This window comes from Marinococcus halotolerans DSM 16375 (assembly GCF_000420725.1).
GTDB classification, from domain to species: Bacteria; Bacillota; Bacilli; order Bacillales; family Marinococcaceae; genus Marinococcus; species Marinococcus halotolerans.
Map to the genome: position 1 here is coordinate 179,266 of NZ_ATVM01000002.1, position 25,332 is coordinate 204,597.

Below are 25,332 nucleotides of genomic sequence, written 5' to 3' on the forward strand. Positions count from 1 at the left end.
TGTCTTCTATGAAGATAATGATCATCACCGAGACTTTTCTGCCTTCTACAGATGGAATCGTTACACGATTAACAGCCTGCATCCGCTGGCTGCATCGTGATGGTCATGAAGTACAGATTGTAGCCCCGGATCTGGGTGTGTATGAATTTGATGGAGCAGAAGTGAAAGGGGTGCCTGCGCGCGCCCTCCCTTTTTATCGTTCAAAGAAGTTCGCTCTCCCGAACCGGGTAGTCAAAAAGTATATACAGGATTTCGGGCCTGATGTCGTGCACGTCGTAAACCCGGCGGTTGTAGGCTATTCGGGTGTGAACTATGCGAAAAAGCTTGGCGTGCCGCTGGTTGCCTCCTACCATACCAACCTGACCCAGTATATGTCCTACTATAATCTGGGCATGCTGAAATGGCTGATGTGGTGGTACGTGCGGCGCCTGCATAACAAAGCAGACATTAATCTCTGCACCTCGCAGACCGTGCAGACAGAACTCCAGGAAAAAAGGTTTGAACGCATGCATTTGTGGAAACGGGGAGTAGATACCGAACAATTCCACCCCAGACACCACAGCAGAAAAATGCGGGAGCGGCTTTCCGGTGGAAAAAGTGACAGAACGCTGCTGCTTTATGTAGGAAGACTTGCGGCTGAAAAAGAGATCGAAAAAATCCGTGATGTCCTTGAGGCTTCGGACAAGTTTTGCCTGGCCATTGTAGGAGACGGGCCCCACCGCGAGGAGCTGGAAAAGCATTTCGAAGGCACAGATACCGTGTTTACAGGATTTATGCACGGGAATGAGCTGGCGTCTACGTTTGCCTCCTCCGACGTATTTGTTTTTCCTTCCACAACGGAAACGCTGGGGCTTGTGATCATGGAAGCAATGGCCTCCGGCCTCCCCCTGGTGGCGGCAGAAAGCGGGCCGACAAAGGAACAGCTGACATCAGAACGTAATGGCCTTTTGTATGACCCGCATGCTCAAGATGACTTTAAAAATACTGTCTGCCGTTTTGAAGATGAAACCCTCCGTAAACGTCTGGCCGACCAGGCCTTTACGGATGTTGCTGAATTCGGATGGGAAGCGGCGGCAGAGCAAATCCGGGATCTATACAAAGAAGCGGCCGGCGTGAAGAATTCAAAAACGGCGGAACATGATGACACAGTTTCAGAAGAACGCCGGTAAGCGGAGATTTCATCAAGAACAGAGGGGTTCTATGGGTAAGAATCAAAAGCGGCGTGGTCCTCTTCAAGCGCTTCAGTTTAGTGTGATTGGTGTAACGAACGCTGTAGTCGATATAGGAGCGTTAAACCTGCTTCTATTTCTTTTTCCAAGTGAAGAACGGATGACTTTAACGCTTTTTAATACGATTGCTTACGCGCTGGCGGTAACAAACAGCTACATCTGGAACGTGTTTATTACGTTCCGGGATTCCGCGAAAGGAAGCACCCGCCAGCGGCTAGTCTTTATTATTCAGGGGCTGATCAGCCTTGGTATTAATAACGCCGTATTTTTAGGATTTAATGCTTTATTTCAGGCACTTGGAGTACCGACATGGATCCGCCAGAACCTGGCTAAGGGACTGGCAATGCTGGCTTCGTTCACGGCGAGTTTCTTTATGATGAAATACTTTGTGTTTAAAGACTTTAACCGCCGGTATCCAAACCGTGAACAATCCTCACGGGAAGAAAACCAGTAGAAGAACATCTCAGAGCCGCTGCTGCAGCGGAGCGGGGTGTTCTTTTATTATCCAAAAGAATACTCATGGTATACTGGAAAAAAGGAGGAAACAAATTGGAACCTATTCACTTATACTTATCGAGGTATCAGGAGCATATAGACTATCTGCGCCAGACGGGACAGGAAACCCCGTCCTTTCGGGAGCTGCGGGAAAATGAAATTCCCCGCCTGCTTCAGGTGTCGGATTCCTACGTACAGATGGCGTCTGCGGACGGAGAGGGAGGCCGGAAGGCATACAAACTTTTGGCTTCTGTACAGTTAACCGATGGCACCGGCTGGAACATGAGCGGCGAGTTTGTTCCTTCGGAAAATGACTGGTTCCCGGACGAGCAGCCATTAACGCATCAAACGTCCTATTGCGGTTTTTGCCAGGGCACGCTCGGCTTTTTTAAAAACGATGACATGACCCCTTTTGACTGTATGCTGCCGCTGCCGGAAAAAAAGTGGCTGTTTGAAAAAATGCTGGAGCAGCACGCAGCTTCTATTTATCCGAACCAGTCATAAAGCGTAAAGGAGGAGGCAAATTTGAAAGTAGTAATCGCACCGGATTCATTCAAGGAAAGCATGACAGCCATGGAGGCTGCCAGGGCAATTGAAAAGGGCTTCCGCCAGGGGATTGGAAACGCTGGCGATCTCGTTACAGAGCTGATTCCCATGGCCGATGGCGGCGAAGGAACCACGCAGTCGCTCCAGGATGGTCTTGGCGGGGAAGTTCATACGATGGATGCGGTCGGTCCGGATGGAAGTACCGTAAAGGCTGAATTTGTTTACATCCAGAAGTCCCGCACAGCGGTTATCGAAATGGCGGAAGCCTCAGGGATCGGCCTGGTGGCCAAAGAAAGCAGGGACCCGCTAACGGCTACGTCCTACGGTACAGGACAGATGATTTTGAAAGCGCTTGATGAAGGAGCAGAACGAATCATTTTAGGGCTTGGCGGCAGTGCCACGAATGACGGCGGGGCCGGGATGGCTGCAGCGTTAGGCGTTCGCTTCCTGGACCGGAGCGGAAATGAACTTGGTCCTGGCGGAGGGGCGCTGAAGCATCTGCACCGCATCAATACGGACGGGCTCGACAAAAGAATTCACAAAGTCACCGTGCGTGCGGCCTGTGACGTTACGAATCCGCTCACGGGAACGCAAGGAGCGAGTGCTGTCTATGGTCCTCAGAAGGGGGCAGGTCCGGGAGCTGTGCAGGAGCTGGACGAAGCGCTGCTTGTTTTTGGGGAAGTGATCGAACGGGATCTACATAAACCGGTGCTCCTGGAAAAAGGAGCTGGGGCAGCGGGAGGCCTGGGGGCCGGGGCGATTGCTTTTTTAAATGCTGCGCTTGAGCCGGGCATAGACATTGTGCTTGAAGAGAGCCGCTTCGCTGAAAGAAGCGCCGGGGCATCGCTTGTAATTACTGGTGAAGGAAAAATTGACGCGCAGACTGTATTTGGGAAAACACCGGTCGGAGTAGCAAAGGCCTCCCCGGAGGGGAGCACGGTCGTTGCGGTTGCCGGCCAGCTCGGTGAAGGCTATGAAAAGGTCTATGAAGCAGGTATTGATGCTGCTTTCAGTATGGTGCCGGGCATCGTTTCCCTGGAGAAGGCAATGCAGGAAAGCACCCAATATATCGAAAACTGGGCCCGGAGTCTCGGCGGCCTGTGGAAAACATAAAAAATCCGCTGCTTCTTTTTGAGAGGCAGCGGATTTTTTATGTCCTTTATAAAATCGGGGATAAAAGGTGGGAGACTGCTTCCTTGATACGAATCCAGAGCGGGCGCTGCCGGTACGCCTCGAGGGTGAGCTCGGAGGAATGTGTATTCATATCATACAGGAAGGTATCGGTCAGCTGTTTTGTCGTATCCGAATGATAGATAAAAGCGTTCACTTCGAAATTAAGCCGGAAGCTGCGCACATCGATATTGGCTGTGCCCACCGAGCTGATTTCATTGTCGACCATGATCGTTTTGGCATGAATAAAGCCATTGTTGTAAATATAAACCCGGGCGCCGGCACGAAGAACAATGCCCACATGAGAATAGGTGGCCCAGTACACGAAGGGATGATCGGGCATGCTTGGGATCATGATGCGGACGTCGACACCGGATAAAGAGGCGATCCGGATAGCATCCATCAGGCTTTCATCCGGAATAAAATAGGGAGTTTGAATGTAAACTGAATGCTTGGCGGAGTTAATCATTTTTATATATCCGTTTTTAATCTGCTCCCATTCGGAATCCGGGCCGCTCGACACAATTTGCATGCTGCATCCTCCGGGCTCTGCGAGGGTTGGAAAATAGCGTTCTTCGTAATGGACGGGATTTCTGGAATTGGCCTGGTTCCAGTCGAGAATAAACCGGGTCTGCGCTGTTTTGACGGACTGGCCTTCCAGACGCAGGTGCGTATCCCGCCAGTACCCGAACTTTTTGCTGAGCCCAAGGTATTCATCACCGATATTAAAGCCGCCGACATAGGAAGTTTTTCCGTCTATCACAACAATTTTCCGGTGGTTGCGGTAATTGAGGCGTAAATTAATAATCGGCAGGCGCTTCGGAAAGAAGACCGCCACTTCCCCGCCGGCAGCTTCAAGCCCCTGGAGTGCTTTTTTACGCATCTTCCTCGAGCCCATATCATCGTAGAGCAGCCGGACGACCACACCCTCTTCTGCCTTTTTCCTGAGTGCTTCAATAACCCGTCGTCCGAGGTTATCACTTCGAAGAATGTAGTACTGCAGATGGATGTGATCCTGGGCCTTCTCGATATCCTTAATCAGGTTATCGAACTTTTCGTGGCCGTCCGTATACACGCGAACGTCGTTTTCCTTTGTCAGCACCGACCCATCGTTTGCAAGCTGCATGTAAATCAGGTCCCGGTGCTTGGAAGAAACAGAATCCGAAAATTGAAAGGTGCCGTTACGCAGTGTGTGCATCTGTTCCTGAATCAGTTCTTCAATTCCGATCTTTTCGATATCTGCCCAGTCAAACAACCGTTTTCTCGTCATGTTCTGCCCGAAAATTAAGTAAAGCACAAATCCTAAAAAAGGGATGAAAAACAGTACCATAATCCAGGCCCAGATGGCCGTGGCGTTCCGTTTTTCAATAAAGATAATGACAAAGGCGAAAAATAAATTAAAAATCGATAATATTGCTAAGAAAATGGATAATATCTCGAAGCCCATCTGCTTTCCCCATTCTTCCTCTATGTTAAAACGGAGGACCTTGTTAAATTTATAAACATCTGCGTATCCGGCAGTAGTATTATTTTAACAAAATTAAAGCCGCTGCAAAGCAGAAAACCTATAATTTTGAGAAAAACAGGGAGGAGCGGCATGCTGCATCGTTTTCAATTCGTCAGTAAGTAGGATAAAATACGAAGAGATGCCAGAAGATACAACTATTTGAACGCGGGACAGGGGGAGAAGAATGAAAAACGAAGTAGTCGGTATTGATGCAGGAGGTACGCTGATTAAAATTGCTTACCGTGTGAACGATGAGTGGGAGCTGCAGAAGATACCTCTAACCGACATGGAAAAGGTGCAGACATGGATTGAAGACCGGGTCGACAATCCAGTTATTCATATTACGGGAGGGAAGGCGGAAACGCTGCGAAAATCTCTGCCCTGGCCTGCAGAGCCTATCAGTGAATTTGAAGCTACCTGTAAGGGAGTTTCATACCTGCGGAAACGTTTTAATGAAGACGAGACCTACGGAGATACGTATATTATTACAAACGTCGGGACCGGCACCTCGATACATTTTGCCGGCCCAAAAGAATACGAACGCGTCGGCGGCAGCGGGATGGGAGGGGGCACGCTTATCGGTCTCTCCTATCTTCTCACTGGTATAGAGACGTATGAAGAGATATTGCGGCTTGGAAAAGAAGGGGACGGACGGTCGCTGAACGTTAAGGTAAAGGATATTTATACTGATGAAGAGCCTCCGATTTCTGGAGACCTTACAGCCAGCAATTTCGGAAATATTATGAATATGAAAAACAATGAATATGAAAATAAAGACTACATTGCTGCTGTTGTACGCATGATTGGCGAGACGATTACGACGATGAGTGTGCAGATGGCCGACCGGCTGAACACCGATTCCATAGTGTATATTGGATCCACCTTTGATAAGCACGACCATTTAAAAGAAATTATTGGCGGCTATACGAAGCTCCGCGGAAAAGAGCCATGCTTTCTTCCCTACGGAGAATTCAGCGGAGCGGTAGGCGCCTATATGCATGAAGAGCCGTATTTTGCCGAAAAGAAAGCTGAAAGAAAAGGATGAGTGAAATGAGCGAAATGGAACCATCTACACACAGAGAGCTGTTCGAACAGGCGGTAAATAAGCTTGAAAATATTAGTACGCTGCTGCAGCCGGAAGTGCCGATGCTCGGAGAACTGCACTTAACTACCCGCCAGGAAGCACTGTTTTTTATAAATCTGCGGCATGAGGGTCTGACATTAACAGAGATGGCTCAACGGCTGCGCATTTCAAAAAGTGCGGTAAGCCAGGCGATGAAGCGTCTTGAAGAAGAAGATCTTCTTTATCGTGCTGCCAATAAAGAAAACAAAAGAGAAACCCAGCTTGTATACGGGGCGAAGGGCCGGAAGCTGAAAGAAGAATTGACAAATTTCCAACATTATATCGTCGATCAGTATATCGCCAAAATACCGCTTGAAGAGTTAAAGCAGGCAAATCAGGTTATACACCGGCTTGAGGAAGAAATCAATAACGCCTATAAAAAATAAAAGAAGCAGGCCGCCCATGCATCTTCATTGACGGAAGCCATCCAGTCGTTTAAGGTTGTTTGTGTAGTTAAGTTACTTAACAGTTTAGACGCTGAACCATCGAAATATACATACCAATGGAGGAACGATGCATGAAAATTACCCGCACATCTATCCGGCGGCCGAAACTGACGATTGTCGGCATGATTTTATTTATCATGATGGGTTTCGTATCGCTGACGAATCTGCCTCTGCAGCTGTTTCCGGAGATTGAACCACCGGTCGCTGCCGTAGCGACCAACTATGAGGGCGCCGGCCCGGAGGAAATTGAAAGCAGTGTCACCGAACCGATGGAAGAGCAGCTTTCCACCATCGAAGGACTCGACCGCATGACCTCACAGTCAGAGGAAGGCACGAGCCTTGTATTGCTTGAGCTATCATGGAGCACTTCGGTGGAGGATGTACAGCAGGAAATCAACAACGCTATGAATAATGCCAATCTGCCGGATGATGCGGGAGATCCTTCCTTTATCGAGTTTGATCCGGATGCTCAGGGCATGATTCAAATGGCTGCATTTTCCGAAGGGAACGATCTGGCTGAGACCCAGAGCCAGGTAGAGGATATCGTGACCGAGCTTGAACGGACCGAGGGAGTAGCAAGCGTTGATACAAGCGGCGGTCTGGATGAACAATTCGAAATTTCACTGGACCAGGAATCGCTTGAAGACAATAATGTGACGCAGTCCGACGTCACAAACGCTGTACAGGCAAATAATATTACACAGCCGGGAGGCACGATTACCTCCGGGGAGCGCACATTAACGACCCGCACAGTCAATGAACTGAACGGGGTTGAAGATTTGCAGGAAGTGGCGGTCGGCCAGGATGAATCCGGCGATACGGTTACTGTCGGTGATGTCGGGGAAGTAGAACGAACGACTGAGGAACAGACAGCCTACACCGAAGTGAACCAGGAGCCCGGCATTCAAATGACGGTGCTGAAGGAATCAGGCGCCAACACAGCTCAGGTCTCCACGGACTTTAACGAAACACTGGACGATCTGCTCGAAGAAGATCAGTATAATGATCTTGACACTACGATAATTTACGATGAAGGGGACTACGTCCAGCAGTCTATTAACAGCGTAGCACTTGCGTTAATTGCCGGCGGCGTTTTCGCCATGGTTGTTCTTTTCTTCTTCTTAAGAAACCTGACGACGCCGCTCATTATTGGTATTGCGATACCGTTTTCGGTAATCGTGACATTTGCTTTTCTATACTTTACCGATGTGAGCTTAAACTTAATGACGATGGGCGGCCTGGCCCTTGGTATCGGGATGCTTGTCGATAACGCGATAGTGGTCATTGAAAACATATACAGGCACCTATCGATGAAAAAGCTCCCTAAACGGGCGGCTCTCGATGGGACGAAGGAAGTGGCCGGAGCGATTACAGCTTCAACCCTGACGACGGTCGCTGTCTTCCTGCCAATCGTCTTTATTTCCGGCATTGTCGGAGAGATTTTCCAGGCCTTTGCCCTATCGGTAGCCTTCAGTCTGCTTGCTTCCCTGCTTGTAGCTGTCACGGTAGTGCCGATGATTGCAAGCCGTGTGCTGAAGCCACTGCCGGAAGACAGGGAATCAAAACGCGAAAAATCAAGGCCGATGAGATTTCTGGACCGCTCGATTCGCTGGGTCCTCGGTCACCGTGCAGTCGCTCTGCTGCTGACGCTTCTTCTGCTGCTTGGCGGAGCCGGTGGTATTGCCCAGACAGGGATTAACTTTATCCCGACGACAGACCAGGGCTTTTTCACGATTGATGTTGAAAAAGAAAACGGCACAAATCTGGAAACGACTGGAGAAACGGTAGACGAAATTGAAAGTGTGCTTGAGGACCAGGGTGAGATTGCAAGCTATATGGCGGTGGTCGGCTCGGGCGGCAGCGGAGTAGCAGCCGGAGGCGGCGGAAGCTCGGGATCCAATGAAGCCTCCATTACAGTGACGATGGAGGATTTGGAAGACCGGGATATATCGACAGAGGAAATGATTGAAGAAATTGACTCCGACGTGGAAAATACTGACGAACAGGCAGATATTTCGTTATCTTCGTCTGCAGCCATTGGCGGGGGAGAAGCAAATTCCGTGGAATTTACGCTCTCAAATGAAAATGAAGAACGGCTCGCTGAAGATGCAGACGCCGTGCAGTCGGAGCTTGAAAGTGAAAATACCATACGAAATGTAGAAACGTCAGATGAAGAGACTGCTCCGGAAATCCAGGTGCAGATTAATGAAGACGAGGCGCAGGATAATGGCCTGACGCCGGCTGAAATCGCCCAGACGGTGAACAGTACGACAAGCGGAGAAGTGGCGTCGACGATTCAGACGGATAACGAAGGGCCGCTGAACGTGAACGTGCAGTATGCAGAGGATTCCCTTGAAAATCAGGAAGATCTCGAAAGCCTGCAGCTCGCTACTCCCGAAGGAGAATACGTCAGCTTAAGCGACGTGGCTGATATTGAAGAAGGAGAGGGTCCGGCGGTCATTAACCGGCTTGACCAGGAACGGAGTACTGAATTTACAGTCACCTATGGCACCGGTACGAGCCTGAATGAAACCTCTACGTTAATTGAAGACACGGTCGACGACGTAGATACCGGAGCGGCGACGACATTGAACTTCTCCGGCGAACAGGAGCTTCTCGATGACAGCATTCAAAGTCTCGTGTTTGCCTTCCTTCTGGCGGTAGTGTTCATTTATCTTGTCATGGCCGGCCAGTTTGAATCCTTCAAATATCCATTTGTGGTAATGTTCAGCGTGCCCCTGGTGATCATCGGTGTGATGCTTGCTTTATTTGCAACCCAGACACCGCTCAGTATCACTGTATTCATCGGCCTAATTGTACTTGCCGGTATTGTTGTCAACAATGCGATCGTTCTTGTTGATTATACGAATCAGCTTGCAGAACGTGGCATGCCGGTAAGAGAAGCAGTCATTGAATCTGTGAAAAAACGGTCACGGCCTATACTGATGACAGCCTTTACGACCATTCTTGGCGTACTGCCGCTTGCCCTCGGATTCGGGGAAGGATCAGAAATCCAGCAGCCAATGGGTATTGCGGTCATCGGTGGTCTCATCAGCAGTACGTTCCTGACGCTGTTTATCATTCCGACGCTCTACACTCTGTTTACCAAGGAAACAAGAAGCATGAATAAAAAATTCGCTATGCCGGACGGAGGCTACATGTACGGCTGGGAAGTAGAGGAAAGACGTAAGGAACGGGAAAAGAGAGAGCAGGAAGAACAAAACGGGGAAGAACGGAAAAACAATGAAGACCAGCAGGAAAATGAAAATACAGAAGAAAGTAATAAACCGGAGAATGTAGAAAATAAAAACCGGGAAGATATGTCCCGCGATGATATTCTGTATCTTCTCGAACGCATCGTCGGCAAATCAGAAAAAGAGGAAGGAAATCGTTCTTCCAAGGATCCGGACAAAAATAAAAAATCCGGCGATGATGAAAAAAATTGACATTAGGACTGTACGTCACGTACGATTAAGAAAAATAGTAAGGAATCCGCTAGGGGCGCCTGCGCTGAGACAAGAACGATTCTTGGTCCCTTCGAACCTGATCTGGGTAGTACCAGCGTAGGGAAGTGGAGCTTCGTTTTATACAATACGTACGTATACGCCAAAGCTCACTCTCTACTTCAGGGAGTGAGCTTTTTTAATCTAAAGCTGGATTCCTTTCAAAGGAGGATACAACGAATGCCACAAGTACCTAAAGTATTAACTATTGCTGGAACAGATCCCACCGGCGGGGCCGGGATCCAGGCTGATCTGAAGGCATTTCAGGAATGCGAAGCTTATGGAATGTCTGCTATTACGAGTGTGCTCGCACAAAATACAACCGGGGTCCAGCAGGTGGAGCATATGAGCACCAACCTGCTTCAGGCCCAGCTGGACTCCGTATTTGACGACATTATGCCGGATGCGGTCAAAACCGGGATGATAGCAACTCCGAATATGATCCGCACAACGGTAAACATGCTGAAAAAATACGATCTGCCGGTGGTTATTGACCCGGTAATGGTGGCCACAAGCGGAGATTCTCTTTCTGAGAAGGAGACGCTTGAGGTAATGAAAAATGAATTTCTCCCTCTGGCCGCGGTTGTCACGCCGAATATGGCAGAGGCAGCAAGCCTGACGGACTCACAGGTTCAGTCCCTGGAGGAGATGGAAGCAGCTGCAAAAACAATCGTTGATAAATTAGGAGCCCGGGCAGCACTTGTAAAAGGCGGCCATATGAAAGAAGACGCGGTCGATATTTTGTACGTCGATGGGGAAATTCATTACTTCCGTTCACCGCGCACGGATACAAAGCACACGCACGGCACTGGCTGTACACTATCAGCTGCGATCGCCGCAAAGCTTGCGCGAGGAAAGTCCATTTATTTAGCAGTGCAGGAAAGCAAGGAATATATTACCAATGCGATTGCACACCCCCTTGAGATCGGTAAGGGTAATGGACCGGTCAATCACTGGGGAGTGCGCGTTCCACTCGATCAACTACTAAAATAAAGAAATGAGGGATCGGCATGAAAGCAAAGGAAGTTATAGGCCTGCTGGAGCAAGTACGAAAAACACGGCCGCTGATTCATAATATTACGAACACCGTCGTAACAAATTTCACCGCCAATGGACTGCTTTCTATGGGCGCCTCCCCGGTAATGGCAAACGCACCGGAGGAAGCAGCGGAAATGGCTAAAGCGGCGAATGCGCTTGTACTAAATATCGGCACGCTGAACCGGGAACAGGTGAAGGCGATGCGGCTCGCCGGCAAAGCAGCTAATGAAAAAGGCATCCCCGTCATTCTGGATCCTGTAGGGGCAGGCGCAACGGCTTACCGGACGGAAACGGCACTTGCTCTTCTCGAAGAGCTGGATGTGGCGCTGATCCGGGCAAATGCAGGAGAAATGGCAGCGCTGCTCGGTGAAAGCGGGAACGTACAGGGCGTGGACGCTTCGGGAGAAGCAGATAACCCGATGCTCGCTAAAGAAGCCGCAAGAAAGTTTGAAGCAATTGCAGCGGTGACCGGAGTGGAAGACGCAGTCGCTCATCAGGGCGAAGTATTTATCGTGCAGAACGGCCATACACTGCTGACAAAAGTAACCGGCACTGGCTGCCTTCTCAGCTCGATCGCAGCCTCCTTTTTAACCGTTCAGCATTCGGCCGGGGCAGTGGCAGCCGCGCTTGCCTATTACGGCGCAGCGGCAGAAATTGCAGGCAGCTTAACGACAAGGGAAGGCCCGGGCTCCTTTCAAATTGAATTATTGAACGCCCTCCATGCAACGCAGGAAATGGACCTGCGCCACTATATCCGCGTCAAACAGGAATCATAGGGGGCTGAAACCATGGATAAAGAGATGCTGAAGCTGTATTTTATTATGGGAAGCAACAATACAGGCGGAAGAAATCCGGAGCAGGTATTGCAGGAAGCTCTTCAGGGCGGCATTACGTGCTTCCAGTTCCGCGAAAAAGGCCAGGGGGCACTGCCTGAAGAGGAAAAGTGGCGGCTTGGCCGGAAAATGAAGGCTCAATGTGCTGCTTTTCATGTTCCGTTTATTGTGAATGACGACGTGGATATGGCGATCCGGCTCGAAGCAGACGGGATTCATATCGGGCAGGAGGACGATCCGGCTTCGAAAGTCAAGGAACGCTGCCCTTCCCGCATGGTGATCGGGGTATCAGTGCGCACTATTGAAGAAGCACACCGGGCGGCTGCAGACGGGGCGGATTACCTGGGCGTGGGTCCGATGTTTGCGACTGATACTAAAGAAGATGCCAAAGCTCCGGTCGGGCTTGAAGGCATCCGCCGGCTCCGGGCAGAAGGCATCGCCCTTCCGATTGTAGGGATTGGCGGCATTGACGCCTCCAACGCTGCTGATATTTTGGAGGCCGGGGCAGACGGGGTGTCGCTGATCTCTGCCATCAGTCTGGCAGACGCGCCGGAGAAGGCTGCAAGAAAGCTTCGCAGCCGTTTGGACGGACCGGCAGAAAAGCAGGGAAAATAGAAGAACCGGCGGGGAGCCTGGAAATGGTCCCGCCGGTTCTTTGTGTTATATATGCTTCTGCAGGGTTTGTACGACATGCTTTAAAGTTTCTTTTTCTCCTACATTTCCCGGAAATATTACATACGGAATCCCCGGGAAACGGCTTTTAGCATCTGTCTGCCAGACGGGCACACCGGGAGCAATCTGCCCGAGTACTTCTGCTTTTTTAACGAGCAGCCCCTTCGTGCCGACATCGCTCGATGTAATACCGCCTTTTGCAACGACAAACGCCGGCTGATAAGCAGCTTTTTTCACAAAGTTTGTTACTGCATCAGAAATTTTTACAGATAACGCCAGCTCTTCTTCTTTTCGGTTTTCCCCTAAGTCAATGCGCTCCCGGGAAGTGTAGACACACACCGTCGTTCCCTGCCCGGTGGAGTTATCGACGATCTGCTGGACACGGTGAATTTCTTTTTGAAATGCCTCCTCATCCATCACCGCAGGGCAATAAAATTCCACAAATGAAATATCGGTCAGCTGCTTCAAAACTTCGAGCTGTTCCGTCGATTTTTGCACATGGGAGCCGATAATAATCAAACCGCCATTGTCACTTTGATGCTCGAAGAGGCTGCCCGCCTCTAAATATGGTTTGCGGGTGATGCCGCCAATTTCTTTAGTAAATGTCGCCGCCGTCCGGAATAGAAAGTTTTTATGGTTTTGCACGGTCCGAAAGAGGGCCGTGCAGAAGACTTTTACATCTGTTTCACTGACAGCGTTGACGATAATCTTTTGAAAGGACGATGCCTGTTCTAGTTTAGCTTCGATTGCTTCAAAGTCGAGAGCCCGGAGCTCCTCGATAGAAATGGAAATAGCGTCTTCCTTTTTAAACCGGCCATTTGTTTTTTCTTCTACATATTCCCCTAAGTGGCTTGAAGCAAATCCGAACATCCGGTCGCTGGCAAATTCCGTCTCCGCCACGGGTATAAAGGCTTCTCCCTGCTGAATGTAGTGCACGTCGAAAGCGGTCCGCCGGTTTCCCTGTTCAAAAAAGGGAAGAAGAATTTCTCCGTCCACGGTCTGGCCTGACCGGGCTTCCAGTGTATCTTTTAAAACCTCTGTTTCGAGCGGGTAGTGCCCCCGCAGGGTAGAATCCCCCCGGCTGATCAGCAGAAACGGCTGATTTTTTTCTTCAGCCACGCGGGCTATTCGCTCTGCGATCTCGGTATGAACCTTCGTTGTTTCGGCTTCAGAGAAGGAACGTGAATTTGTGAGAATGAATACAAGCTGCCGCGCGTCTTCAAAAGCCTCCCGGATCGTCTCCTCCGCCCAGTCTGTATAAACCGGTACGCCGTGAACCGTCTGCACACCAGTTGGATCATCGTCGAGGGAAATGATTTTATGAGGTATGTTTTGGGCTGCTTCCTTAAAAAAAGCATCTACTTTTTTTTCATCATAAGCGGGCAGAGAGTTAATATAATCATTAATCTGGGTCATTCGTCTTTCCCTCCTTTTGGCACCGAATAGTTCGCAAGCATTTCGTAATGCTGGAGCACGCCACTGTGATCGTCGGATTTTTTGCCGTGTGCGACCATGGACTCGTACATTTCAGCCACGTCCGACGAAAGCGGCAGGGGAACCCCGAGTGATTTCCCGGTCTGAAGGACGTTGGACAGATCCTTTAAATTAATGTCAATCCGTCCGCCTGCAGTAAAGTCCCGTTCGAGAATTTTCGGGATTTTTGCATCAAGCACACTGCTGCCGGCGAGGCCGTTGCGGATAGCCTCGTACACTTTATCAATGTCCGCTCCTGCTTTGGAAGCAAGTAGAACGGCTTCTGACATGGCGGCCATCGTGACATTTACTAATATTTGATTGGCAAGCTTCGTGGTGGAGCCGGCGCCCACTTCACCGACGTGTGTAACATCTGTACCAACAGCACGGAGCACTGGATAGACAGTGGCAAAGGCGTGCTCATCCCCGCCCACCATAATGGAAAGCGTCCCGTCTATCGCTTTGGGCTCCCCGCCGCTCACCGGCGCATCCAGAAAGGCTGCTTCTTTTTCCTGAAGCATCTCTGCCCAGCGCCTGGAATCTACGGGGGATACAGAGCTCATATCAACCACGACTGCTCCTTTTTTCACGACCGGCAGAATACCATTTATTACTTCATCGAGTATAGCTGTTGTAGGAAGCATGGTAATAATAATGTCACTGCCTTCGGCTGCTTCCCTGGCGGAATCAACGGCTTCTCCTCCCGCTTTTGCTACCCGCTGTCCGGCCTCGGGGTGGATGTCAAACCCCTTCAGTGTAAATCCGGCCTTCAGAAGATTCTCAGCCATTGGCGCTCCCATAATACCTAAACCAATTTGTCCAATATTCATATGGTTCCACTCCTTCAGTTTATTAAATAGGGAAAGCGTTTTTTATTACAAATGATAAGGTTTACAATGAAATTATTGTACACAAATTTATATTTATTGTATACATTAATAGGTAAGTTGTTTTAATTTCTATTAGGTAGGTATAATGAGAATAAGAAATGAAAACAGAAGATTGCACCGGAAGGGGTGGGGGAACAATGAAGCAACAGCATTCGGCTTCAGATACGGCATATGAAAAAATTCGGGATGCCATATTTGAGGAAAAATATGAACGCGGGGAAAAATTAACGGAAGTGAAGCTTGCAGACGAACTTGGGGTCAGCCGGACCCCTGTAAGAGACGCGATGCGCAAGCTCGAAGAGGAGGGCTTAATTAAAGATAAGCGGGTGATCAACCCGACGATTAAGGATTTAATGAATACGTTTGATGTGCGGATGCTGCTCGAAGGGTTTGCTGTCCGCCAGGCTGCCCGTTACATGGGGCCTGACCGGGTGAAAGATCTGCAGAGGTGTATAGAAGCTGCGAAGCAGGGCACAACGGAAGAAATTATGGAGGCCAATAAAGAATTCCACGATATTATCGTCAGGGCGAGCAATAACGACGTACTAATCGACACGATTGAACGAATGCAGTCAGTTATTTTTTTGTTCCGGAGAACAGTAGTTTATCACCAAAGGCCCCGTCTGATTGAGGAGCATGAGGCCATACTTAAAGCGATTCGAAATCACGAGGAGGAGAAGGCAGAAGCGTTGATGAAAAGTCATTTAAAGAAGGATCTGGATTTTTCCATCCATTCCTGGTGAAAGCCGGCTAAATACATCCGCAGCCCCTTTTCCGGAAAGAAAAATAACCCCCATGCAGACAGGCGTGATAAAATCCCGTCTATATGGAGGTTTCTGGAAAGAAGCTTTCTTATTTGTTAAACGAGACTGGAATGACCCGTTGTTCCCAATTGCTTTTTTCGGCGAGCTCCAGCAAACGTATAACTCTGCTCGCTTCAATGGCGGTCACCGGATTTTTACCATCCTCCTGGATGGCCTGGGCGATCTTTTCATAATAGGACTCATACGATCCCTGATGGGTAGGGATTTTCTCCGTCCCCCCGTAGGCATCGGTAAACGTCCCGTAGTAAGCTTCATCCTCCACAGCCCATCCCCGGTCCCCGGGCGATGTCCCATTAATCAACATTTCCTCCTGGGGATCAAAGCCGTATTTCACAAAGCTGCCTTTTGTTCCGTGCACAATATACCGGGGAACCTCCCCGACGGCAAGAAAGCTGGATTGTAAAATAACCCGCTGGTTTGGATAGCCAAGAATCGCGTGAAAATAATCGGTATTATTCGTTTTCGGGCGCTGCATTTCGAGGTCAGCGAAAATGGTTTCCGGCATACCGAACAGTTCAAGCGCCTGATCAATGAAATGGGCACCTAAGTCAAACCAGCTGCCCGAGCCTGGCAGGTCCTGTTCGCGCCAGAGCCCCTCCACCTCCGGGGCATAGTCGTTCCACGCAGCCTGAAAGGTATGAACGTCGCCAAGCGCCCCTGCTTCCATCAAAGAACGGATCGTTAAAAAATCACCGTCCCAGCGGCGGTTGTGATATACGCTCAAAACGACATCGTTTGCTTCGGCGAGCTCTGTCAGCTCTACGGCTTCCTCATATGTAGGGACAAATGGTTTTTCCAGCACCACGTGCTTGCCGTTTTCAATTGCAGCTTTGGCTAAAGGGTAATGGGTGGTGTTTGGACTCGTAATGACAACAAGATCAATATCCTCACGCCGGCAGGCTTCCTCTGCTTCATCGGTAACTTCAACACCCGGAAGCCGCTCATGTACTTTTTCCGCACTCGAGGATGAAACGAGACGGATATTAAAGTGATCGCTTTTTTCGATAATAGGTGTATGAAACACAGAGCCTGAAAAACCAAAAGCGATAATAGCAGTATTGATCGGCTGCATGGCTGACGACCTCCTCAAAAGTTATTAATAAACGTTTCCCCTCTGTCCGTAAAAGGAAACGTCACCACCATAGAAAAAAGCGGCAGTCGTCCTGCCGCTTTAAAGTATCATGCCTATTTCCATTTCGGCTGGTCAAAAAATTTCGGGCGATATTTTGCGATAACAAACAGAATAATAACGGTAATAATGGTTTGCGGAATTAAATATGAAGCGTTGTAGAGTGCCGAATACACCACAACAGGTGTCCCCTCCGGTGCGTAGCTGCCAAACCAGATGACGCCCGAGACAAAGTGGTCGATATAGCGAAGCAGTGCCCCAAAAACAATGCCGATAAGCATTAAGAGGTAAGGGATCCGCTCCCGGAAGACAGCATGGGTTGTGAAAATGGCAGCAAATCCGAGCACTGTATAGGCGATCGGGTATTCAAGTACGAGCTGCACGGGATGGACGATGGTCGCTCCCTGCAGAAGCTGGAGCATTCCTGCCAGAAACCCTGTAGCAAGTCCCGCTTTCCATCCACGGCGAAAAGCCATTAGAAAAATAGGAACCATAATAAAAGAAATCGAACCGCCGGCGAGCCACGGTCCGCCGAATTCAAGAAATCCTAAAATAAAAGAGAGAGCAGCCATGAATGCTGTTTCTATCATAATTGCTAAACGTTTACCCCTCTCCAACGATGAACACCTCCCTGGAATTTGCCGATACTATCTTAGCATAATGGGCAAAAGAAAGAAACGCCAAGGGCAAAGGTTTGTCTGATATAATATGACAAGAAGGAAGAAACAGGGAGAGGATTACATGGAGACATCGACAGATATGCTGAGGGAATATTTAAAGGGCAGCGGAGCTGCCTGTACGGTGACCCTGCTGTTATTTATATTCTATACAATTATCCTGGGGGAGGTACAGCTTTTTCCCAATCTGGCCTTTCTTTTAGCAGTATGCACGTACCTTGGTTCGATCGTTGGGGTACTGCTGCTTAAGCTCGTGGAGCCGTATCAGTATCATATTCTGTATCCAGTTCTGGGTACGTTTTTTTTCGGTTTTCTTGGCATTTTTTACGGCGTATCGATCATCTACGCCTACCAGCTCGACGGCTTTTTTGTCGTGGTGACGATGGCGTCCTCTATGTCATTTTTTATTTCCCAGTTCGTGCAGGCACAGACGATTGCCTGGATCATGGCAGGCTCCGGTCCGTTTTTTTTAGCGGTCATCATGTTTTCGAATCAATTAGCCCGTTCGCTCGGGCAGTGAAGGAGGAAAAACAGTGAATTATCACGACAGACAGTTTGCAGGCATAGAAAACAGCACAGGCGGAGAGGTATCAGGCCAGACCGTTTTTCATTACGAACAGGACGGGTCAGTGCTTCGGGCCCACTATTCTGGAGGCGAGGTCGTTTCCGGTGTTTTAATTGGAAAAGTATATGCCAATGGCGAGCTGGAATTCCGGTACAATCACATAAACGAGGACTGGAGCATTCGCGGCGGCAAGTGTTACTCGGTTCCGGAAGTGCTGGAAGACGGAAGGATCCGCCTGCATGAACAGTGGCAGTGGCAGGATGAAAGCAGCGAGAAGGGAACATCCATCGTAGAAGAATTGAAAAGCGATATGGTTTAAAATTCCGGCACCGGAGGAAAAGTATGTTCGACTACGCATCATACAAAGGAGACTTTCAACATGGAACATACTTCTATTGCCGGCACAAACCTGAGCCCGTCACGGATAGGACTGGGCACGTGGGCGATTGGCGGCACGCAGTGGGGTGGCACAGATGAAAAGCAGTCGATTGAAACGATACACGCAGCTCTTGATAAAGGCATTACCCTTGTGGATACTGCTCCTGCTTACGGGTTCGGAGAATCAGAAAAAATTGTCGGGAAGGCATTAAAGCAGGATAACAAGCGGCAAAACGTCGTGCTGTCGAGCAAGTGCGGCATGAACTGGAACGAGGACGGTGTCTTCCGGGACGGTACAGCAGCCCGCATCCGCCGGGAAATTGATGATTCCCTGCAGCGGCTGCAGACAGACCATATCGATATTTATCATGTACACTGGCCGGATCCTAAAGCAGATATGGCCGAAACGGCAGGGGCTATGAAAGAAATACTCGATGCAGGAAAAATTCGTGCGATAGCGGTCAGTAATTTCACTGTGGAAGAGCTCGAAGAATTTAAAAAAACGGCACCGGTTCATGTTATCCAGCCGCCGTATAACGTTTTTGAACGGGGCATTGAAAAAGACATTCTTCCATATGCGGAAAAACAGGACATTTCCACGCTTTTGTATGGATCACTGTGCCGCGGATTATTAAGCGGCAAGATGTCGGAAAACACGACATTTGAAGGTGACGATCTCCGCAACGGGGACCCGAAGTTTCAGGCAGATCGTTTTCCGCAGTACATTGCGGCGGTAAATGAACTCGATCAATACGTGCAAAATAAATATGACAAGCGAGTAATCCATCTGGCTGTCCGCTGGGTGCTGGACCAGCCTGGAACAAGTACAGCCCTGTGGGGAGGCCGCCGTCCGGACCAGATGAACGGCATTGAGGAAATTATGAACTGGCAGCTTGACCAGACGGATATGAAAGCCGTGAACGAAATTGTAAATAAGCATGTAAAAGACCCGGTAGGGCCTGAATTTATGGCTCCTCCAACCCGGTAAAGAAAAAATGCTGCGCCTGGGCGCGGCATTTTTTATGAAATAAAGGATGATGGAGAGAAGTCAGCGAAGGGTTATACATACAGAAAAAATTCTGCATGCGGCAGATGTGCTTTACAGTATTTGAGCCTGTTTGTTTAATCGTGTCAACATTGATACTGTCGTATTTATATTTTCCTTTAATTGTGTTTGTACAGGAAATCCCATAAAATAAAGATGTAAGCGAATACTAAAAAATGAACGGTCCATATTTCATCAAGAAATCATTTCATTATTGTCATCAATATATTTGGACCTGAAAAGGGGGAAACACAATGAGTGCATCAACAGAAAATGCACCGCAGAAAAAAAGCATCCGTTCAAGGGTTCAAAAGTTTGGCAGCTTTTTAAGCAGCATGATCATGCCCAATATCGGTGCTTTTATTGCATGGGGACTTATTACGGCATTATTTATCGAATCGGGGTGGGTGCCAAACGAAACTTTAGCAGCACTGGTAGACCCGATGATCATTTATCTGCTTCCGCTGTTAATTGGTTATACGGGCGGGAAAATTGTCCATGACGTGCGCGGCGGGGTCGTCGGCGCGGTTGCCACCATTGGTGTTATTGCAGGCGCCGACATTCCGATGTTCCTCGGAGCCATGGCGATGGGTCCTCTTGGTGGTATTGCCATTAAAGGATTCGACAAGCTGGTTGAAGGGAAAATCCGCCAGGGCTTTGAAATGCTCGTGAACAACTTTTCTGCAGGGATTATCGGCTTCTTCCTTGCTATCTTTGGCCTTCTGGCCATCGGGCCGATTGTGGAAGCGTTAACGAATATTCTGAGCGGTGCCGTGGATTTTCTTGTTAACACAGGTCTTCTGCCGTTAACGAGTATTATCATTGAACCGGCGAAGGTGCTATTTTTAAACAACGCTATCAACCACGGGGTTCTTAGTCCAATTGCAGCAGAACAGGTGGCCTCTGCAGGAAAATCGATTTTGTACCTGCTTGAGCCAAACCCGGGTCCCGGTGTAGGGATTCTGCTTGCATTTGCGATATTTGGCACAGGGATTTCAAAGGCTTCAGCCCCAGGCGCTATGGTTATCCAATTCCTGGGCGGTATTCATGAAATTTACTTCCCGTACGTATTGTCGAAGCCTCTCACTATTCTTGCAGCTATTGCAGGCGGCATGACCGGGGTATTCACGTTCTCCCTGTTCAACGTCGGCCTCACAAGCGTTCCGTCACCAGGAAGTATTTTCCCGGTGCTTGGCCTTGCAGCCCCTGGAGATTTCTTAGGAGTCTTACTGGGCGTCGTGCTTTCAGCAGCTGTATCATTCATTATCGCTTCCCTGATTTTGAAGTTCAGCTCCAATGAAGGAGAAACTCTTGAAGAATCTACAGCGAAGATGGAAAGCATGAAAGGCAAGAAAAGCTCTGCAGCTTCTGCGCTTCATTCCAATGCAGGTACAGCTGAAGCTGAAGCTGAAGCAGGCAGCGGTGCTTATTTGGATAAAGACGTTAACAAAATTGTCTTTGCCTGCGACGCCGGTATGGGCTCAAGTGCCATGGGGGCCTCGGTCATGAAGGACAAAGTGAAAAAGGCCGGGCTTGATATCAGCGTGACAAACACGTCGATCTCGAATATTCCGGACGACGCTGACCTGATCATTACGCACAAGGATTTAACCGAACGGGCGCGGCAGAAACGGCCGGATGCTGAACATGTGTCGGTGGAAAACTTCCTCGGAAGCGACAAGTACGACGAAGTGGTTGAAGATCTGAAGCAGAAAAAAGGCGTGGAAGAAAGTTCTTCAGCTGGCACAGCGGCAGCAGCAAAGGCGTCGGTTAACAAAATCATCTTTGCCTGCGACGCCGGTATGGGCTCGAGCGCCATGGGAGCATCGGTCATGAAGGACAAAGTGAAAAAGGCCGGGCTTGATATCAGCGTGACAAACACGTCGATCTCGAATATCCCGGACGACGCTGACCTGATCATTACGCACAAGGATTTAACCGAACGGGCGCGGCAGAAACGGCCGGACGCTGAACACGTGTCGGTGGAAAACTTCCTCGGAAGCGACAAGTACGACGAAGTGGTTGAAGATCTAAAAACAAGAGAATAAGGGGGAAACCGATGGAATACCTCACAGGCCGGGAACGTGAATTACTGCTGCATCTTCTGCATCATCAGGAGCTAAAGCCAGTGGCTGAAATAGCTGAAGAGATGAATGTAAGCTCCCGGACTATCCATCGGGACCTTGATAAGCTGGAGGACTGGCTTGCCGGCGAACAGGTTGAACTCGAAAGACGGACAGGAAGCGGTGTGCGGCTTAAGGGAGCGGAGGAGGATTTCGAAGAAATCAGACTCCGCCTCCAGCGTCCTGCCGTTATTGAATATACGCCGGATGAACGCCGTACTCTGCTGATCTGTCTCATTCTGGAGTCAGACGGGCCCGTGAAATTAACGGCGCTTGGCGCAGAATTAAAAGTGACTATAGCAACGATCAGCCAGGATTTGGATAAACTCAAAGACTGGCTTGAGCTATTTTCACTCACGCTTGTGAGACGCAGGGGCTACGGGGTGGAAGTGCAGGGGCCGGAATCAGCTAAACGCCGGGCGATGAGCAGTCTGATTGCAGAAAATGTGGAAGAAAAGGAACTGCTCAGCTCGATCCGCCACCACATTTATGAGCGAAATGTGCAGACCGAACAGGGCCGCGTAGCTGAACGTTTACTTGATATGGTGGGAGAAAACCACTGGTCGACGGTGGAGCAGGTGCTGGCGAACATGCAGGATCAGCTTCCGCAGAATTTTGCCGACAGTGCCTATATAGGCCTGATTGTCCATTTAACCCTGGCGATTGAGCGTATCTCTGTCGGAGAAAGCATTGATATTAATGCGGACTACATGGAGAACCTGCGTGAAACGAAGGAATTTGCGATTGCAGAAGCTATTATTCAAAAGCTTGAGCGTGTACTTGAGCTTTCTATTCCAGAAGCAGAAATCGGCTATATTACGATGCATCTGCGGGGGGCCAAGCTCCGGGCGCCTGTGGAAAACCAGCTGGAGGTAGAGCACCTGCCGGTGGCTATAAAAGCAAAAGCATTAATTCAGGAAATGGAAAGATTAACGGGAGAGCCACTTGAGAAGAACCATTCCCTGTACGAAGGACTTGTGGCTCATCTCGAGCCGGCACTGTACCGGCTTAGTGAAAACATGAGAATCCACAACCCCCTGATGGAATCTATTAAAGAAAATTATGCTGATTTGTTTACGCAGCTTCGGCAGGCAGCAGATACCGTATTTACGGAGAGCTATCTCCCGGATGCCGAGGTTGGTTTTCTGGTCCTTCATTTCGGAACGGCAATAGAGCATGAAGAAGCTGCCGCTCCCCTGCATGCGCTTGTCGTATGCTCGAGCGGCATCGGCTCCTCGAAGCTGCTTGAAAGCCGGCTGCGAAAAGAAGTGCCCGTGCTCGGGGATCTCGAAAATGTCAGTCTGCTCGATCTCGAAGAAATGAATATGGATGGCTATGATTTAATTATCTCTACGATCCCTCTGGATCCTCAGCCGCTTCCGCATTTAGTTGTTCATCCTTTTTTAAATGAAGAAGATACGGGAGCAGTCCTTCGGGCAGCGGACTCCATCTACCGTCAGCAGAGCAGAGCCGGGGTGTCAGTGAATCGGAAGGAAGCACATGAAACGACGCTCAGTTTATATGAAATACAGCTTTGCGTAGATTTAACCGTACAGATGTATCACCGCTTTTATATGAGAAAAGTGACGGCTGGGCAGAATGCGGAACAGGCGGTTTACTGGATCATGGACGAGATAAAGAAAGAAAATATCGTTCAGGACGCCGGAAGTATCGCAGAGGAAATCTGGGAAAAGCAGGCGAAGGGGTTTGCGATTCCGGGCACCAATGTGGCGTTGTTTCATACGCGAAGCGCTCTGGTGAATGAACCGTCCCTGACGCTGTGGGAGCTCGAAGCACCACAGGCACTGACAGCCATGGACGGCAAAACGACGGACGTTGACCGTATCTTGGTCATGCTTGCACCGCAGCAGGAACGAAAAGAAGTGTTTGAGCTGATGAGTACGATCAGTGAAGAGATGCTGATGAATGCCGATCGGCTGAAGGTCCTCAGGAGTGGGGAAGAAAATGACATTCAAAAGCATATTGATGAAGTTTTTCGGGAATGGTTGAAACGGAAAATAAATTAAGGAGAAGGAGAGAAATCATATGACTAAACCAGTACTGCAGAAAGAAAATGTAAAATTGAACGTATCGCTCGGAGGAAAAGAAGAAGCCATCCGTGAGGCAGGAGGCGTTCTTGTTGATAATGGATACGTGCAGCAGAACTATATTGACAGCATGCTCGAGCGCGAAAAAGTAACATCGACTTTTATGGGAAACGGCGTTGCGATTCCGCACGGCACGGAGGATTCGCGTGAATGGGTGGACCATTCCGGATTGTCAGTGGTACAGGTGCCGGATGGAGTCGACTTTGACGGCAATGAAGTGAGAATTTTGATTGGTATCGCCGGCAAAGGTGATGAACATCTGAACATTTTATCGAAGATTGCAATTGTGTGTTCCGACGAAGATAATATCGAAAAAATGGTTCAGGCTTCCTCAAAGGAAGAGCTGCTTGATGTAATCGGAGAGGTTGAACTCTCATGATCGCGGTACAGATAGGCGCTGGTAACATCGGCCGTGGATTTATCGGACAGGTGCTGTCTGATGCCGGTTACGAGCTGTATTTTGCCGATGTCAATGATTCCTTGATCGAGCAGCTGAAGGACAAGGGCGAATACGTAGTAGAGCTCGCCGAAGACGGAGCCTCTGCTCAGACAATTTCAGGCGTCCAGGCTTTTCACAGTGCGAAAGAGGAAGAGGCTCTTGTACAGAAGCTGGCGGAAGCCGATTTGATTACCACGGCCGTTGGACCGGCAGTGTTAAAGCATGTAGCTCCCGTTATTGCGAAAGCATTACAGCAAAAAGCTGCTGAAGGAAACGCCAGTCCGGTCAATATTATCGCCTGCGAGAATATGGTGGCCGGAACAGCGGAATTGAAGAAATACGTCTGGGAACAGCTGACGGACGATGAAAAAACGAAAGCCGATGAGTTTGCCGGCTTTGCCAATGCCGCTGTGGATCGCATTGTGCCGAATCAGCCTGAAGGTCAGGGATTGAAGGTAGTCGTTGAACCATTTTTAGAATGGGCGGTGGAAGAACCTTCACTGAAAGGAAAAACGCCTGATATACCGGCTGTGACTTACGTGGGCGACCTCACTCCGTATATTGAACGTAAGCTGTTTACGGTAAATACCGGCCATGCAGCGCTTGCGTATGTCGGCTTCTTGTACGGGCGTGAAACGACGAAAGAAGCGATGGATCATCCGGAGGTGTCAGGAGCCTTTGAAGCGGCGATTCGGGAAACTGGCCGCCTGCTGCAAATTAAGCATGGGTTCGGTGAAAAAGAGCAGAACGAATACCAGGCAAAAATCAAAGGGCGATTTTCAAATGAATATCTTTCCGATCCGGTGACCCGGGTAGGCCGAGGGCCGATCCGGAAGCTTGGGCCGAAGGATCGTTTAGTCCGTCCGGCAGTGGAGCTGCAGGAAGCCGGGGAGCGTCCGGAAGCACTGGCCTTTGTTATCGCCGCCGCGCTTCAGTTTAACGTAACTGAAGACGGAGAGGCTGTTGAGCTTCAGAATACAATCGACCGGGAAGGATACAAAGGAGCTTTAAGTCATTACGCTGAGCTTCCTGTTCATCACCCGCTGATTGAGTTGGTTGCCGGATATCTTCCGGAACAATAACAGTAAACAAAGAAGCAGAAGTGCCCAGCTGGGTGCT

The 25,332-nt window shown here is 49.4% G+C and carries 23 protein-coding genes and 1 riboswitch; of the genes, 18 read left to right on the forward strand and 5 right to left on the reverse strand.

Features of this window, described 5'->3' with window-relative positions; genetic code table 11:
- The first annotated feature begins 8 nt into the window (after positions 1-8).
- The 4 genes from G548_RS17140 to G548_RS0102370 all read left to right on the forward strand — a co-directional run bounded on the left by G548_RS17140 (position 9) and on the right by G548_RS0102370 (position 3,383).
- Positions 9-1,169, forward strand: coding sequence for a glycosyltransferase family 4 protein (locus tag G548_RS17140; protein ID WP_022792548.1), 1,161 nt, complete (start codon positions 9-11; stop codon positions 1,167-1,169).
- A 31-nt stretch (positions 1,170-1,200) separates the two neighbouring features.
- The gene (locus tag G548_RS17145; protein ID WP_022792549.1) at positions 1,201-1,683 is read left to right on the forward strand and encodes a GtrA family protein; all 483 of its coding nucleotides are present in this window, start codon (positions 1,201-1,203) and stop codon (positions 1,681-1,683) included.
- 95 nt (positions 1,684-1,778) lie between these two features.
- Positions 1,779-2,228 carry a hypothetical protein gene (locus tag G548_RS0102365; RefSeq protein ID WP_022792550.1) on the forward strand — a complete coding sequence of 150 codons (450 nt, stop codon included), beginning with the start codon at positions 1,779-1,781 and terminating at the stop codon, positions 2,226-2,228.
- Positions 2,229-2,249: 21 nt separating this feature from the next.
- Positions 2,250-3,383 carry a glycerate kinase gene (locus tag G548_RS0102370; protein ID WP_022792551.1) on the forward strand — a complete coding sequence of 378 codons (1,134 nt, stop codon included), beginning with the start codon at positions 2,250-2,252 and terminating at the stop codon, positions 3,381-3,383.
- Between the two features lie 46 nt (positions 3,384-3,429).
- Here the strand turns inward: G548_RS0102370 and cls are convergent, their stop codons facing one another.
- Positions 3,430-4,887 carry a cardiolipin synthase gene (cls, locus tag G548_RS0102375; protein ID WP_022792552.1) on the reverse strand — a complete coding sequence of 486 codons (1,458 nt, stop codon included), beginning with the start codon at positions 4,885-4,887 and terminating at the stop codon, positions 3,430-3,432.
- A 244-nt stretch (positions 4,888-5,131) separates the two neighbouring features.
- On the opposite strand from cls, the gene coaW reads away from it, so the two are divergent.
- The 6 genes from coaW to thiE all read left to right on the forward strand — a co-directional run bounded on the left by coaW (position 5,132) and on the right by thiE (position 12,505).
- Positions 5,132-5,992, forward strand: a complete 861-nt coding sequence (gene coaW, locus G548_RS0102380; RefSeq protein WP_022792553.1) for a type II pantothenate kinase — start codon at positions 5,132-5,134, stop codon at positions 5,990-5,992.
- A gap of 5 nt (positions 5,993-5,997) precedes the next feature.
- Complete coding sequence (locus G548_RS0102385) at positions 5,998-6,456, forward strand: MarR family winged helix-turn-helix transcriptional regulator (RefSeq protein WP_022792554.1); 459 nt, start codon at positions 5,998-6,000, stop codon at positions 6,454-6,456.
- Between the two features lie 131 nt (positions 6,457-6,587).
- A complete protein-coding gene (locus G548_RS17150; RefSeq protein WP_022792555.1) occupies positions 6,588-9,962 on the forward strand; it encodes an efflux RND transporter permease subunit in 3,375 nt (1,124 codons plus the stop codon).
- A gap of 41 nt (positions 9,963-10,003) precedes the next feature.
- A riboswitch (TPP riboswitch) is annotated at positions 10,004-10,103 on the forward strand.
- A 96-nt stretch (positions 10,104-10,199) separates the two neighbouring features.
- Complete coding sequence (gene thiD, locus G548_RS0102395; protein WP_022792556.1) at positions 10,200-11,012, forward strand: bifunctional hydroxymethylpyrimidine kinase/phosphomethylpyrimidine kinase; 813 nt, start codon at positions 10,200-10,202, stop codon at positions 11,010-11,012.
- 17 nt (positions 11,013-11,029) lie between these two features.
- On the forward strand, positions 11,030-11,833 hold the full coding sequence (gene thiM, locus G548_RS0102400) for a hydroxyethylthiazole kinase (RefSeq protein ID WP_022792557.1): 804 nt from the start codon (positions 11,030-11,032) through the stop codon (positions 11,831-11,833).
- Positions 11,834-11,845: 12 nt separating this feature from the next.
- A complete protein-coding gene (gene thiE / locus G548_RS17155) occupies positions 11,846-12,505 on the forward strand; it encodes a thiamine phosphate synthase (RefSeq protein WP_022792558.1) in 660 nt (219 codons plus the stop codon).
- 45 nt (positions 12,506-12,550) lie between these two features.
- Here the strand turns inward: thiE and G548_RS0102410 are convergent, their stop codons facing one another.
- Entirely contained in the window at positions 12,551-13,978 is a 1,428-nt protein-coding gene (locus tag G548_RS0102410; protein ID WP_022792559.1) for a four-carbon acid sugar kinase family protein, read from the reverse strand.
- Complete coding sequence (locus G548_RS0102415; RefSeq protein WP_281163391.1) at positions 13,975-14,883, reverse strand: NAD(P)-binding domain-containing protein; 909 nt, start codon at positions 14,881-14,883, stop codon at positions 13,975-13,977. Before G548_RS0102415 ends, G548_RS0102410 begins: the two co-directional genes overlap by 4 nt.
- Before the next feature lie 179 nt (positions 14,884-15,062).
- Between G548_RS0102415 and G548_RS0102420 the strand changes: the two genes are divergently transcribed.
- Positions 15,063-15,668, forward strand: a complete 606-nt coding sequence (locus G548_RS0102420; RefSeq protein WP_022792561.1) for a GntR family transcriptional regulator — start codon at positions 15,063-15,065, stop codon at positions 15,666-15,668.
- A gap of 109 nt (positions 15,669-15,777) precedes the next feature.
- Here G548_RS0102420 and G548_RS0102425 read toward each other — a convergent pair whose 3' ends face one another.
- Both G548_RS0102425 and thiT read right to left on the reverse strand, forming a co-directional pair.
- Complete coding sequence (locus G548_RS0102425) at positions 15,778-16,821, reverse strand: oxidoreductase (protein WP_022792562.1); 1,044 nt, start codon at positions 16,819-16,821, stop codon at positions 15,778-15,780.
- A 113-nt stretch (positions 16,822-16,934) separates the two neighbouring features.
- Positions 16,935-17,495, reverse strand: a complete 561-nt coding sequence (gene thiT / locus G548_RS0102430) for an energy-coupled thiamine transporter ThiT (RefSeq protein WP_022792563.1) — start codon at positions 17,493-17,495, stop codon at positions 16,935-16,937.
- 124 nt (positions 17,496-17,619) lie between these two features.
- Here thiT and G548_RS0102435 point away from each other — a divergent pair, with 124 nt between their 5' ends.
- From G548_RS0102435 to G548_RS0102465, 7 genes are all read left to right on the forward strand, one after another.
- Positions 17,620-18,075 (forward strand): hypothetical protein, encoded by a 456-nt coding sequence (locus G548_RS0102435; RefSeq protein ID WP_022792564.1) that lies wholly within the window; start codon positions 17,620-17,622, stop codon positions 18,073-18,075.
- 13 nt (positions 18,076-18,088) lie between these two features.
- Entirely contained in the window at positions 18,089-18,439 is a 351-nt protein-coding gene (locus G548_RS0102440; protein ID WP_022792565.1) for an avidin-fold protein, read from the forward strand.
- Between the two features lie 60 nt (positions 18,440-18,499).
- Positions 18,500-19,486 carry an aldo/keto reductase gene (locus G548_RS0102445; protein WP_022792566.1) on the forward strand — a complete coding sequence of 329 codons (987 nt, stop codon included), beginning with the start codon at positions 18,500-18,502 and terminating at the stop codon, positions 19,484-19,486.
- A gap of 311 nt (positions 19,487-19,797) precedes the next feature.
- The gene (locus tag G548_RS0102450; RefSeq protein ID WP_022792567.1) at positions 19,798-21,591 is read left to right on the forward strand and encodes a PTS mannitol transporter subunit IIBC; all 1,794 of its coding nucleotides are present in this window, start codon (positions 19,798-19,800) and stop codon (positions 21,589-21,591) included.
- Between the two features lie 11 nt (positions 21,592-21,602).
- Entirely contained in the window at positions 21,603-23,693 is a 2,091-nt protein-coding gene (locus G548_RS0102455; RefSeq protein WP_022792568.1) for a BglG family transcription antiterminator, read from the forward strand.
- Between the two features lie 19 nt (positions 23,694-23,712).
- Positions 23,713-24,153, forward strand: a complete 441-nt coding sequence (locus tag G548_RS0102460; protein ID WP_022792569.1) for a PTS mannitol transporter subunit IIA — start codon at positions 23,713-23,715, stop codon at positions 24,151-24,153.
- Positions 24,150-25,295, forward strand: coding sequence for a mannitol-1-phosphate 5-dehydrogenase (locus tag G548_RS0102465; protein ID WP_022792570.1), 1,146 nt, complete (start codon positions 24,150-24,152; stop codon positions 25,293-25,295). The genes G548_RS0102460 and G548_RS0102465 overlap by 4 nt, the downstream gene beginning before the upstream one ends.
- Positions 25,296-25,332: the final 37 nt, after the last annotated feature.